This window comes from Plantactinospora sp. ZYX-F-223, assembly GCF_039649625.1.
In the GTDB taxonomy this organism is placed as follows: Bacteria; Actinomycetota; Actinomycetes; order Mycobacteriales; family Micromonosporaceae; genus Plantactinospora.
In genome coordinates, this window is sequence record NZ_JBDJAV010000012.1 from 1 (window position 1) to 13,031 (window position 13,031).

Annotated in this window: 10 protein-coding genes; 6 read left to right on the plus strand and 4 right to left on the minus strand. The window is 70.4% G+C overall.

Annotated elements, in window-relative coordinates:
* Nucleotides 1-375 precede the first annotated feature (375 nt).
* Entirely contained in the window at nucleotides 376-1,998 is a 1,623-nt protein-coding gene (locus AAH979_RS14075; protein ID WP_346258529.1) for a cellulose-binding protein, read from the plus strand.
* 194 nt (nucleotides 1,999-2,192) lie between these two features.
* Entirely contained in the window at nucleotides 2,193-3,920 is a 1,728-nt protein-coding gene (locus tag AAH979_RS14080; RefSeq protein WP_346258530.1) for a cellulose binding domain-containing protein, read from the plus strand.
* 149 nt (nucleotides 3,921-4,069) lie between these two features.
* Here AAH979_RS14080 and AAH979_RS14085 read toward each other — a convergent pair whose 3' ends face one another.
* The 4 genes from AAH979_RS14085 to AAH979_RS14100 are packed head-to-tail and all read right to left on the minus strand — an operon-like array spanning nucleotide 4,070 to nucleotide 7,706.
* Nucleotides 4,070-4,951 (minus strand): hypothetical protein, encoded by an 882-nt coding sequence (locus AAH979_RS14085; protein ID WP_346258531.1) that lies wholly within the window; start codon nucleotides 4,949-4,951, stop codon nucleotides 4,070-4,072.
* 55 nt (nucleotides 4,952-5,006) lie between these two features.
* Nucleotides 5,007-6,152: a galactonate dehydratase gene (gene dgoD / locus AAH979_RS14090; RefSeq protein ID WP_346258532.1), complete on the minus strand. Its 1,146-nt coding sequence runs from the start codon at nucleotides 6,150-6,152 to the stop codon at nucleotides 5,007-5,009.
* Between the two features lie 56 nt (nucleotides 6,153-6,208).
* A complete protein-coding gene (locus AAH979_RS14095) occupies nucleotides 6,209-6,919 on the minus strand; it encodes an FCD domain-containing protein (protein ID WP_346258533.1) in 711 nt (236 codons plus the stop codon).
* 40 nt (nucleotides 6,920-6,959) lie between these two features.
* Nucleotides 6,960-7,706 carry an SDR family NAD(P)-dependent oxidoreductase gene (locus AAH979_RS14100; protein ID WP_346258534.1) on the minus strand — a complete coding sequence of 249 codons (747 nt, stop codon included), beginning with the start codon at nucleotides 7,704-7,706 and terminating at the stop codon, nucleotides 6,960-6,962.
* A 160-nt stretch (nucleotides 7,707-7,866) separates the two neighbouring features.
* Here AAH979_RS14100 and AAH979_RS14105 point away from each other — a divergent pair, with 160 nt between their 5' ends.
* The 4 genes from AAH979_RS14105 to AAH979_RS14120 are packed head-to-tail and all read left to right on the plus strand — an operon-like array spanning nucleotide 7,867 to nucleotide 13,017.
* Nucleotides 7,867-9,162, plus strand: coding sequence for an extracellular solute-binding protein (locus tag AAH979_RS14105; protein ID WP_346258535.1), 1,296 nt, complete (start codon nucleotides 7,867-7,869; stop codon nucleotides 9,160-9,162).
* Entirely contained in the window at nucleotides 9,162-10,100 is a 939-nt protein-coding gene (locus tag AAH979_RS14110; protein ID WP_346258536.1) for a sugar ABC transporter permease, read from the plus strand. The genes AAH979_RS14105 and AAH979_RS14110 overlap by 1 nt, the downstream gene beginning before the upstream one ends.
* Nucleotides 10,100-10,924 carry a carbohydrate ABC transporter permease gene (locus AAH979_RS14115; protein WP_346258537.1) on the plus strand — a complete coding sequence of 275 codons (825 nt, stop codon included), beginning with the start codon at nucleotides 10,100-10,102 and terminating at the stop codon, nucleotides 10,922-10,924. Before AAH979_RS14110 ends, AAH979_RS14115 begins: the two co-directional genes overlap by 1 nt.
* A complete protein-coding gene (locus AAH979_RS14120) occupies nucleotides 10,921-13,017 on the plus strand; it encodes an alpha-galactosidase (RefSeq protein ID WP_346258538.1) in 2,097 nt (698 codons plus the stop codon). Before AAH979_RS14115 ends, AAH979_RS14120 begins: the two co-directional genes overlap by 4 nt.
* The last annotated feature ends 14 nt before the right edge of the window (nucleotides 13,018-13,031 follow it).

Here is a 13,031-nt window from a genome sequence, read left to right on the forward strand (position 1 = left end):
GGGAGGTTGAAAGGGTTCAGTGGTACGGCCACAGTGGCACGTCGAACCGCCGTCGCCTCTTGGACAACTTCACGATCTGCCTCCTCCGGGCAGGCGCTCAGCTTTCCATCCGATGCCGCCTGGTCACCCTCAGGCCCGCCGCTTGCGCCTTCCGCGCCGCCGCTCGGACGGTATGCCCGCTTTCGGGTTGGCGGCGACGGATTCCGCCGAGATTTGCCGCCGTGCCGGCCCGGGAGCGAGGGTTGCGGGCACGTGAAGGTGAGGTTATGTTGGCGATCACATCGACCAACGCCAATGTGTCTCGCCAACGGGCACTCTGCTCCGTCGGATGCGGTCGCCCACCTTCCCACCACCCCTGATGAGAGGAGAGGCCAGATGGTCGTCCGCTCAGGTCGCTCCAGGTTCCGTTCGACGGCCATCGCGCTGGCGGTAGCGGCGCTCGCCGTCGGGGCCGCGGCAACCGTCGTGGCGCACACCACCACGCCCGCTCGCGCGGCGGCCTCGCCCGTCGAGGACGAGGGCGCCGACTGTTCGGTCTCGTTGCCCGGTTCGCTGACCGCGAACTCCCGGCTGCCCGACCCGTTCCGCAGGCTGGACGGCACGCGTATCTCCGGCAAGGCCGACTGGCGGTGCCAGCGCGCGCAGCTCAAGGAGTTGGTCGAGCGTTACGTCTACGGCGACAAGCCGGCGAAGCCGGCAAGTGTCACGGGTACCGTGTCGAACAGCAACATCACGGTGAACGTGTCGCACAACGGCAGGAGTTCCAGCTTCTCGGCCAGTGTCCAACTGCCCAGCGGCACCGGCCCTTTCCCGGCCGTCGTGGTCCTGGGCGGCTTCGGCGCGGACACCGCCGCCATCCGCTCCGCCGGCGCGGCGGTCATCAACTACGACCCGTACGCGGTGGGTCGGGAGGGTACGCCCCGGAACAACAAGCAGGGCGCTTTCTACAGCGTTTACGGCAACACGAGCAGCACCGGGCTGCTGGCCGCCTGGTCGTGGGGGGTCAGCCGGATCATCGACGTCATCGAGTCCTCCGGCGGCAACATCCTGCGCACCGACATCGGCGTCACGGGTTGCTCCCGGTTCGGCAAGGGCGCGTTCGCGGTCGGCGCGCTGGACCAGCGCATCGCGTTGACGATGCCGATCGAGTCCGGCAGCGCCGGTGTCCCCATCTTCCGTGGCATCCCCGGCGAGGGTGCGCAGAGTCTGAGCAGCGCGTACGGCGAGCAGCCGTGGCTCGGCGACGCCTTCGGCTCGTTCACGAGCAACCCGAACAACCTGCCGGTGGACACCCACGAGATCGTCGCGATGATCGCCCCGCGCGGGCTGTTCATCATGGACAACCCGCACATCGCCAACCTGGGCCCCCGGTCGGCCAGCGTCGCGGCGCTGGGCGGAGCGGAGGTCTACCAGGCCCTCGGCGCGGGCGACAACATCACCTACTGGTCCGACGTCCAGGACGGCAGCCACTGTGCCAACCGGGCCGAATGGCGGACCCCGTTGCAGCAGCACATCCAGAAGTACCTGTTGAAGACGGGCAACGCCCCGGGTGCGATGAGGATTTCGAGCCGGGCGGCCGGCAACCTGGCGCAGTGGCGGGACTGGCAGACGCCGACCCTCACCGACGGCCCGAGCACCCCGCCGCCGACCGGTCAGCCCAGCACCCCGCCGCCGACCGGACAACCGACCGCTCCGCCGCCGACCACGCCCCCGCCGACCGGAGACGGCTGCACCGCGTCGATGACCCCCGGCACGGTCTGGGGTGACCGGTACAACACCTCGGTGACCGTCAGCGGAGCCAGCACCTGGACGGTCGTTGTCGCGATCACCTCGCCGCAGCGGGTCACGACCACCTGGAGCGGCAGCTTCAGCTGGGACAGCAGCGGAAACGTGATGACCGTACGCGCCAATGGCAGCGGCAACACGTTCGGCTTCACCACCATGACGAACGGCAACAGTTCAGCCCGACCACAAATCAGGTCCTGCACCGCCGGCTGACGCCAGCGACTCGGCAGATTGTCTCTGGCGGATATCACTTCGACCTGCCGCAACCCATATATACACCGCGGCGGCTCAACGGCGATTGGTATCGAATGGATCAACCATGACAGCGAGAGCTGTCGGCGATCAGGAGCGCGCCATGCCCATCGACACCGCCCCGGCTGTTGCCGCACGAGCTAGTGGAGTAAACCGTGAAAAAATCCCCGATTCTGGTGGTGGCCGCGGCGACCGCGTTGGTCACCGTGGCGGGAGTCCTGACCGCCCCGCCTCTGTTGGCCGCAACGCCTGATATCACCGTCAATACCGCCTCGTCGTACCAGACGATCGATGGGTTCGGGGCGGCGACCCCGATCTTCGGTGGTTCCGGTAGCCCGTGGACGACCAGCGAGACCCAGACGCTCGTCGGCATGGGCCAGGGGCAGCTCGGCATGTCGATCGTTCGGACCGTGGTGTCGCCGGTGTCGAGCGAGTGGGGCTTGTACGCGAGCAGCCTGCAGACGGCAAAGTCGTACGGCTCCGATGTCAAGATTCTTGCTTCGCCCTGGACCGCCCCCGCCCACTTCAAGACGAACAACAGCAGGGTCGGCGGCGGCAAGCTCAGGACCGACTACTACGACGACTATGCCGAGCACCTCAACAGTTACGTGCAGTACATGAAGAGCCAGGGCGTCACGATCGACGTGACCTCGGTGCAGAACGAGCCGGATTGGCACCCTGACTACGATTCGATGGACTGGACCGGCACCGAGTTGCGGAACTTCGTCCGGGACCAGGGCGCCAAGGTCAGGGACACCAAGCTCATGGTTGCCGAATCCTTGAGATTCAACCGCGCGTACTCCGACCCCACGCTGCAGGATGCCACCGCGCGCAACAACATCGGCTATGTCGGCGGCCACCTGTACGACGCCGAGAACAGTGGAAACCTGTCCCCCTATCCGCTGGCGGCGCAGTACGGCAAGAACCAGTGGATGACCGAGTGGAACCTGCACGCGGCCGACGGGAGCGGTTCGAACATCTGGGGGAATCCCAGCAACGCGGCTGTCTGGAACGAGACGCTGGACGACATCATGCGGACCGTGCACCGGTCGATGGAGTCCGGTTGGAGCGCGTACATCTGGTGGTACGGCCGCCGCTTCTACTCCTTCATCGGTGACGGCGATTCGCAGTACGGGACCACGAAGGGCGCGGTCCTCAAGCGCGGCTACGCATTTTCACAGTACTCAAAGCACGTCCGGCCCGGCGACAAGCGGGTCGCCCTCTCGAAGAGCTCAAGAGCCTCTTCGCTGGAGGTCACGGCCTACCAGGGCGAGGGCAAGGTCACGCTGGTGATTCTCAACCGCTCGAACAGCGCGGTCGACAATGCCGTCGTCCAGGTCCCGCAGAACATCTCGAAGGCCGAGTACTCCGTCACTTCACAGAACCTGAGCGCGCAGTCACAGCCGGCCAATGTGAGCGGCGGACAGGTGACTGTCAACATCCCTGCGCGGAGCATCTCCACGATCACCGTCAGCGAGGGTCCCGCCGCCACCACCCCGCCGACCACCCCGCCGACCACCCCGCCGACCACCCCGCCGACCACCCCGCCGACCACCCCGCCCACGGGCGCTGGAGGCTGCCAGGTGACCAATTCGATCAGTGCCTGGAACACCGGCCTGGCCGGCACCATCACCATCACCAACACCGGCACGAGCGCCATCAACGGCTGGTCGCTGAGATTCACCCTCGGATCCGGACAGACCATCACCTCCGGCTGGAACGCCACGTACTCACCAGCCAGTGGTCAGGTGACCGCAACGAACGTCAGCTACAACGCATCCATCCCGCCGGGAGGCTCAACCACCATCGGCTTCCAAGCCAGCCACAACGGCAACAGCGCCCCACCGGGCGGCTTCACCCTCAATGGCACCGCCTGTAGCTGAACAACCTGTTCTGGCCGGGTCCGCCGGAGCGCCGGACCCGGCCAGAACATCGAACCTTTTCAACCTCCCCGTGCGGGCCGACAGACCGCAAGGTAGGACGCGGTGCGTAGCGTCGCGCGGTCCAGGTTGAACAGGCTCATTCGAGGTCGTCAGCGGTCGGCGCGGGGCGAGCGGTGAGCCGTGAGGACCAACTCCCACTCGACCTCACCGCTGGCCGGTACCACCGCGGCGTTCCCGCCGGGCGTGGTGTCGAGGTCCGCCTCGGCCAGGTCGAAGACCTGGCCGAGCATCGGCTCGACCCCGATGCTCCGGTACGGTGCCGCAGCCGGCCAGCCCCGCAGGTTGCGCCAGAGCGCGGTGGCGCGGGGCTGGTCCGGACAGTGCAGGCGCAGCCGGAGCAGATCGGCGCCGTCCACCACCCGTACGTCGTCGGCTCCGACCAGGACGGCACCGAGCGCGGTGCCGTCGTCCGGACCGAACCGGTCCAGCGGCAATCCGGCCGGGTCGGGCCAGGCGCCGGTGTGCCACCGGTCGCCGGTCCGCCACGTCCCGGGCGGCAGCAGGTCGGCGGCCTCCGGATAGAGCCGGGTGGGGGTGCCCGGCGGGGCGACCAGCCGGGCCGACGGTGACAGGTCGAGCAGGGCGTGCGCGGCCCAGACGAACCGGTAGCCCGGCTCGGCGGCCAGTCGGTAGCGGGCCAGCACCGCGCCCGCCTGCCCGGTGACCCGGCGGGCGAGAGTGAACTCGGCACAGTCGACGACCGCGCTGCCCGGACCGGTGGTCCGCCAGGGGCGGGACCAGGCGTCGCCGTGGTCCGGGATGCCGCGTACGGTCGGCACGCACTCCTCCAGGCCGCCCGCGTCGACGAACGCGTCGCCCGGGGCGACCCGGTCCCGGCCGGTCGCGCCGCCCCGCCAGAGCCACTCGCGTCCGCCACCGGCCAGGCTGGTCCACCGTCCACCGTGCCGGTGGTCGAGGGTGACCCGCAGCGGCACGGCGACCGGTGCGGGCCCGGCCAGCCGGCTCAGCATTCCGTCCCGCCGGCTGCTCGTCCCACTGCGCGGGCTCGCCGCGCCTCGTCCCGGCTCACCATTCCGCGAAGGAGCCGTCGTCGTGCCGCCAGACCGGGTTGCGCCAGGCGTGCCCCCGCCGGGCGGCGGCGCGAACGGCCTGCTCGTCGACGGTGATGCCGAGCCCGGGCGCCTCCGGCCGGCGCAGGTGCCCGTCGACGAACCGGAACGGCTCCCGGTCCAGCACGTAGTCGAGCAGTTCCGAGCCGGAGTGGTAGTGGATGCCGATGCTCTGCTCCTGGATCAGGAAGTTCGGCGTGGCGAAGGCGACCTGGAGGCTGGCGGCGAGCGAGATCGGTCCGAGCGGGCAGTGCGGGGCCAGCACCGCGCCGTACGTCTCGGCCAGCGCGGCGATCCGGCGTACCTCGGAGATGCCGCCGGCATGCGAGAGGTCGGGCTGCACCACCGCCACGCCCGCGCGCAGCGGCCCCAGGAATTCGTGCCGGGCGAAGAGCCGCTCGCCGGTCGCGATCGGCACCGGCGAGGCGTTGACGAGATCGCCGAGTTGGTGGTTGTGCTCGGGGAGTACCGGTTCCTCCACGAAGAGCGGTCGCAGCGGGGCGAGTTCCGGCAGGACGCGGCGGGCCGCCGCCGGGCTTGCCCGGCCGTGGAAGTCCAGCGCGATGTCCCGGTCGTCGCCGAGCACCTCCCGGGCGGCGGCGACCCGGCGCACCACGGCCGCCACCTCGGTGGCGCTGGGGATGGCGGCGAGCAGGCCGAAGGCGTTCATCTTGATCGCCGTCATGCCGGCCTCGACCTGCGCGGCGGCGGCGTCGGCGAGTTCGGCCGGCTCGTCGCCGCCGATCCAGGAGTAGATCCGGACCCGCTCCCGGACCGGACCGCCGAGCAGCGCGTGCACGGGTGCGCCGTACGCCTGGCCGGCGATGTCCCAGAGTGCCTGGTCGAGGCCGGCGACCGCGCTGGAGAGTACCGGGCCGCCCCGGTAGAAGCCGCCCTTGGTGAGTATCTGCCAGTGCTGCTCGATCCGCAGCGGATCCTCCCCGAGCAGATACTCGGAGAGCACCTCGACGGCGGCGCGGACCACTTCGGCCCGGCCCTCCACCACCGGCTCACCCCAGCCGACCAGCCCCTCGTCGGTCTCCACCCGGCAGAAGAGCCACCGGGGTGGGACGAGGAAGGTCTCGATTCGGACGATCTTCACTAGACGCCTCTCTGTAATGGCTCAGCCCGTGCTCGCGCACCGTCGGGCAGTGCTGCTCACTCGCGGTCGCCCCGGTGCCGGCGTACCTTCTGGACGTCCCGGATGGCCTTGTCCAGCAGGTCGCGCATGGCCTGCTCGGCGCCGGTCGCGTCGGTGCGCCGGATCGCGTCCACCACCGCGCGGTGGCTGGGCACCGGGTCGTCCTCGGGTGCCACACCGTGCACCAGGCGGTCCCGTTCGGCCAGTCCGGTCTCCATCACCACCTCCATGCGCTGCACCAGCTCGTTGTGGGTGGCGGCCAGCAGCGCACGGTGGAAGCCCAGGTCGGCGCGGACGGCGGTGACCGGATCGGTGGCGGCGGACATCTCGGCCAGCGCCTCGTCGAGGGCGGCCAGGTCGGCGCCGGTGGCGCGATCGGCGGCGAGCCGCGCGGCGGCCGGCTCGACGATGGTACGCACCTCGTGCAGTTGGTCGAGCAGGTGCTGCCCGGCACCCTCGGCGAACTGCCACCGGATCACGTCACCGTCGAGCAGGTGCCAGTCCGACCGGGGGCGTACGAAGGTGCCCCGCTTCTGCCGGGCGTCCACGATGCCCTTGGCGGTGAGGACCTTGAGCGCCTCGCGCAGCGCGGTGAGGCTGACGTCGAGCTCCTGCTGGAGTGCGGCCAGGTTCAGGGTGGCGCCCTCGGCGATCTCACCGGCGAGGATGCGCCGGGCGATGACCTCGACGGTCTGACCGTGGACACCGCGACGTGCGTACTGTGCCAATGCTCTCCGCGCCTTCTCGTTCGTCCGATGGTGGTCTGTGTCAGGCCGAGGCTTTCACCGCGGTCCAACCGCCGTCCACCACCAGGGTGGTGCCGGTGACGTAGCCGGCGTCCGGCGAGGCGAGGAAGGCGATGGCCGCCGCCACTTCGTCGGGGGTGCCGAACCGGCCGGCCACAGTCTCCGCGACGCTGCGCTGCCGGTCTACTTCGGACACCCTGTCCCAGGCGGCGGTGAGGATCGGGCCGGGCAGGACGGTGTTGACCCGCACCTCGGGGCCGTACTCGACGGCGAGCTGGCGGCCGAGCGCGACCAGCCCGCCCTTGGCGGCGGCGTACGCCGGGTGGCCGGGCAGCCCGACCATCGCGTGCACGGAGGAGACGAGGACGGCGGCGCCCCGGCCGGCGCGCAGGTCGGCCAGGCACGCCTTGAGGCCGAGGAAGGTGCCGGTGAGGCTCACCGCGAGCTGCCGGTCCCAGGACTGCCGGCTGGTCTCGTGCGCCGGGGCGACCTCGCTGAAGTAGGCGTTGCTGACCAGGATGTCCACCGGGCCGAACCGGTCACGGAGGGTGGTCGTCGCGCCGGCCCAGTCGGTCTCGTCGGAGACGTCGGCGACGATCGGACAGGCCCGGCCACCGGCTGCGGCGATCTCCTCGGCGACCTGCTCCGGTGCCCGGAGGTCGACCAGGCCGACCGCCGCGCCCTCGGCGGCGAGCCGTCGCGCGGTGGCCGCACCGATGCCACCGTAAGCTCCCGTGACCAGGGCAACCTTGCCGTCCAGTCGACGCATTTGCTGGCTCACCACCCGTCGCCGTCCGTAGATCAAAACATTAATTAGGAAGAAATCTTGACAGGCGCGACCCCTGGATGCAACCTTCTGGATCACACCGTTTACCTGAGCGATACACCCGCGACCCGGCCCCCGGGTCGATGAGGAAGGGATACTCCCCGTGAGCGACTTCGACCCCGGTCGTCGCCGGTTCCTCGGCCACCTCGGGCTCGCCGGCCTCGGCGCGCTCGGCGCCGGCAGCCTGCTCGGTTGCGCCAGTTCCGCCAGCACCTCCTCGGGGGGCGGCGGGAGCAACGGCCCGGTCACCGTGCAGTCCAACCTCTCCTCCCCGCAGGCGAAGGTCGCGATGGAGAAGATCATCGAGACCTTCAACAAGCAGGGCAAGGGCAGCGCGACGCTGAACACCATCGCCGCCGAGACCTACCGCACCCAGCTTCCGACGTACCTGACCTCGGCGAACCCGCCGGACCTCTACACCTGGTACGCGGGCTCGGTCGCCAACGACTACGCCAGCAAGGGCCTGCTGCTGGACGTCTCGGACGTCTGGCAGGGGCTGACCGACTACCCCGAGGCGCTGCGCACCATCTCCACCGACGCCTCCGGCAAGAAGGTCTTCGTGCCGATGACCAACTACTGGTGGGGCTTCTTCTACCGCAAGTCCAACTTCGCGAAGTGGGGCGTGCAGGAGCCGAAGACCTGGACCGAGTTCGTCGCGCTCTGCGAGACCCTCAAGGGCAAGGGCGTCCCGCCGATCGGCATCGGCCTCGGCGACACCCCGTGGGTGGCGTCGGCCTGGTTCGACTACCTGAACATCCGGATCAACGGGGCGCCGTTCCACCGCGAACTCCTCGCCGGCAAGCAGCGCTTCGACGACCCGAAGGTGAAGGCGGTCTTCACCCGGTGGCGCGAGGTGCTGCCGTACTTCGACCCGAAGGGCAAGGCGTACCCGTTCCAGGAGGCCACCGCCGCGCTGCTGGCGGGCAAGACCGGGATGTTCCTGATCGGCGCCTTCTTCGCCGACGCCGCCCCGAAGGACGCCCTCGGCGACCTTGACTTCTTCCGGTTCCCGATCATCGACCCGGCGGTGCCGGTCGCCGAGGAGGGCCCGACCGACGGCTTCTTCGCCAGCGCCAAGACCGGTAACCCGACCGGCACCAGGGCACTGCTGAGCTACCTGGCCTCGGTCGAGGCCCAGGAGGAGTACATCAGGCACAGCTCCGGGCTCGTGCTGCCGGCCAACCCGAAGGCCAAGCCGGCCGACTCCCCGCTGGTCGCCAAGGGCAAGGCGATGCTGGAGAGCGCGCAGGAGCTGACCCAGTTCTTCAACCGCGACTCCAGCGACGCGCTCCAGCCGACCGCCGACACCGCGCTGACCAAGTTCATCGACAAGCCAGACCAGATCGACGCGATCCTGCGCGAGTGGCAGGCGGGCGCGGAAAAGGTCTTCAAGGGCTGATGACCGCACTCGCCCCGACCGAGAGCCCCCGGCAGCGGCGGGCACCGGACCGGAAGCCGTCTCGGCGGCGACCGGCCCGGCGCCTGTCGCCGCTGCTGGTGGCCTTCGTGCTCGTACCCTTCGCGGTGGAGAGCATCTGGGTCTTCTGGCCGGCCCTACAGGGCTTCTACTTCTCGCTCACCCGCTGGGACGGGCTCGAACCGCCACAGTTCATCGGCCTCGACAACTACGCCGAGCTGGCCGGCGACTCGGTCTTCCGGGGCGCCCTGCTCAACACCGTGATCTGGCTGGTGCTCTTCGGCGGACTCTCGGTCCTCGGCGGGTTCGGCATGGCGCTGCTGTTGCAGAAGGAGCGGCGCGGCGTCGGCTTCTACCGGGCCGCGCTCTTCACCCCGGTGGTCTTCTCGCTGGTGGTGACCGGGCTGGTCTGGCGGGTCTTCTACCAGCCCGACGGGCTCGCCGACCAGGTGCTCCAGGCGGTCGGCCTGGAACACCTGATCCGCCCCTGGCTGGCCGACCCGCAGACCGCGCTCTACGCGGTCATCCTGCCCGCACTCTGGCGACAGATCGGGTACGTCATGGTGCTCTACCTGGCCGGTCTCAAGGCCATCGACCCGGCGCTGCACGAGGCGGCCCGGATGGACGGCGCCAACCGCTGGCAGCGGCTCCGGAATGTCACCATCCCACAGCTACGCGGGGTCAATGCGGTGGTGCTCTCGGTCATCGTGATCGACTCGCTCCGCTCGTTCGACATCGTCTGGGCACTGACCCGAGGCGGGCCGTACCACTCGTCGGAGCTGCTCAGCACCTACATGTACTCGACCGCGTTCCAGAGCCTGCGGCTCGGCTACGGCTCGGCGATCGCCGTCGTGATCTTCGTGCTGGCGCTGGCGGTCATCCTCGGCTACCTCGTCCGCGCCTTCCGGGAGGACGACTGATGATTCGCAAGCTCCGCACCGGCGGCTTCCACCTCGGGATGAGCCTGGTGGCGCTGCTCTGGCTCGGCCCGATCCTCTGGGTCGTCAGCATGTCGGTCCGCTCCTTCGACGACATCGCCGCGAACGGGGTGGGCAGCCTGCCGCGCTCGTTCACCCTGGATACCTACCGCCAGGCGTGGACCGACGGCGGCCAGATGCGGGCGCTGGTCAACAGCCTGCTGGTGACCGTACCGTCGGTACTGCTCAGCCTGGCGCTGGCCGCGGTCGCGGCCTTCGCGCTGGCCCGGTTCCGGATCCCCGGCCGGCGCACCATCCTGCTGCTGATGCTCGCCGGCAACCTGCTGCCACCGCAGATCCTGCTCATTCCGGTGAACAAGTTCAGCGAGCTGATCGGTCTCTACGACACCCTCTGGGCACTGATCGCGGTCCAGGTCGGCTTCGGGCTCGGCTTCTACACGTTTGTACTGCACGGTTTCATGCGCGACCTGCCGGGTGAGATCCAGGAGGCGGCGCTGATCGACGGCGCCGGAGTCGGGCAGATTTTCGCCCGGGTGATCCTGCCGCTGACCCGGCCGGCGCTGGCCGCCCTCGGCGCACTCTCCTTCACCTGGATCTTCAACGACCTGCTCTGGGCCATCACGGTGCTGCGCACCGACGACCGGATGCCGGTCACCCCGGCCCTGCTGGGCCTACAGGGTCAGTTCGTCTCCTCGTGGAACGTCATCGCCGCCGGCACGGTGATCGCGGCGGTGCCGACCGTGCTGGTCTTCCTCCGCTTCCAGCGGCACTTCGTGTCCGGCCTCGCGATCGGAGCCGTCAAGTGAACGCTTCTGAGCCGAGGCGGTGGACGCTGCGCGGCGCGCGTACCGAGTACACGGTGGCGGTGCCCGGGCACGGGCGCTGGCTCGAACTGGTGGCGTGGGGGCCGCACGGGGTGAACGAGGGGCCGTCGCCGGTGGAATACGGCGGCCCGGTGCCGTTCCTCACCGCCGGGGACGCCGCGCCGATCGAGTACGCCACCGACGCCGCCCGGCCGTTCACCGGGGCCGACCTGGTGGTGGAGACCGCCGGCGGAGACCGTCGGGTCGGCTTCGACTACGTCGGGGCGGAGAGTGCCCCGAGCCGGCTGGTGGTGACCTTCGCCGACCCGGTCACCGGGCTGCGCGCCGCCCTGCACTACGAGATTCCGGACGGCACCGACGTGCTGCGCCGGTGGGTCGAACTGACCAACACCGGCCCGGAGCCGCTGCGGCTGCACCGGGCCGACTCGGCCGGCTTCTGCGTACCCACGCCGCACGGGGCACGGCTGAGCTACCAGTGGGGGCAGTGGGCGCAGGAGTTCCAACTCGACCACGTCGACCTCGGGCACGGCGAGTTCACCATCGGCAGCGCGCAGGGCGTACCGGGGCACGCGTACGTCCCGTGGCTCGTCGTCCGGGACCAGGCCGAGCCGGACGGCTCCGCCTGGGCGGTGGCGGTGGACTGGACCGGCTCGTGGGAGATCGCCGCGACCCGGGACACCGGCGGGCTGACCCGGGTACGCGCCGGCCGGCGCCTCGTCGACGGCCCGCTCGACCTGCCCGCCGGGGCGCGGCTGGCCCTGCCGGCGGTCACCGGTGCCTACAGCCCGGACGGGCTCGGCGGGCTGGCCCGGGTCTGGCACGACTACCAGCGCCGGCTCGCCGCCGACCGGCTCACGCCCCGGCCGGTGCTCTACAACTCGTGGGAGGCGACCTACTTCGCGGTCGACGCGGAGAACCAGCTCGCGCTGGCCCGGATCGCCGCGGACCTCGGCGTCGAGACCTTCGTGGTCGACGACGGCTGGTTCGTCGGCCGCGACGACGACACCGCCGGCCTGGGGGACTGGACCCCGGACCCGGCGAAGTTCCCGGCCGGCTTCGACGCCTTCGTCACCGAGATCCGCGGCCTCGGGATGAACTTCGGGCTCTGGGTGGAGCCGGAGTGCGTCAACCCGCGCTCGACGCTCTACGCCGAACACCCGGACTGGGTCTACCAGGTGCAGGGCCGGCCACTGACCCCGATCCGCAACCAGTACCTGCTGGATCTGGGCCGCCCGGAGGTGGCCGAGTTCGTGCACTCCACCGTGGACGGGCTGCTCCGGCGGTACGACATCGGCTATCTGAAGTGGGACTTCAACCGGCCGCGTACCGAGCCGGGCCGGAGCTTCGCCGCGGCGACCGGTGCGGCCGGGCGGGTCGACCTCGACGGCGCGCACGTGGCCAACCTGCACCGGATCTACGAGCGGCTGCGCCGCGACCACCCGCACGTACTGCTCGAAGCCTGTGCCGGCGGCGGGGCGCGGACCGACCTCGGCATGGCGGCCCGGGCCGACGTCTTCTGGCCGAGCGACAACACCGGCCCGCTGGACCGGCTCGCCATCCAGCACGGATTCCTGCATGCCAACGCCCCGCACCTGCTCAGTTCCTGGGTGACCGACTCGCCCGGGCTGTTCGACCAGCGCCCCCGGTCGCTGGCCTTCCGGTTCGTGCTGGCGATGGCCGGCGTGCTCGGCATCGGTGCCGACATCCGGCACTGGACGCCGGAGCAGCGCCGCGAGGCGGCCGGCTGGATCGCCCGGTACAAGGAGATCCGGGACGTCGTCACGCACGGCACCGTGCACCTGATCGGCGGCCCGGACCAGCCGCGCTGCGCCGTGCAGTACACCGCGCCCGACGAGGAGACGGTCGTGGTCCTCGCCTGGCACACCGGCCGGCTCGACGGCCCCGGCCTGCTGCCGTCCCGCCCGGTCCGGCTCCCGCTGGCCGGTCTCGACCCGGCCGCCGCCTACCGACACGACGAACGGCGCTACTCCGGCAGTCACCTGACCACCGTCGGTCTGCCGGTCCGGTGGACGCCCGACCACGACGCGGAACTCGTCGTCCTCCGGCGCGCCTGATCCACCACCCCCGT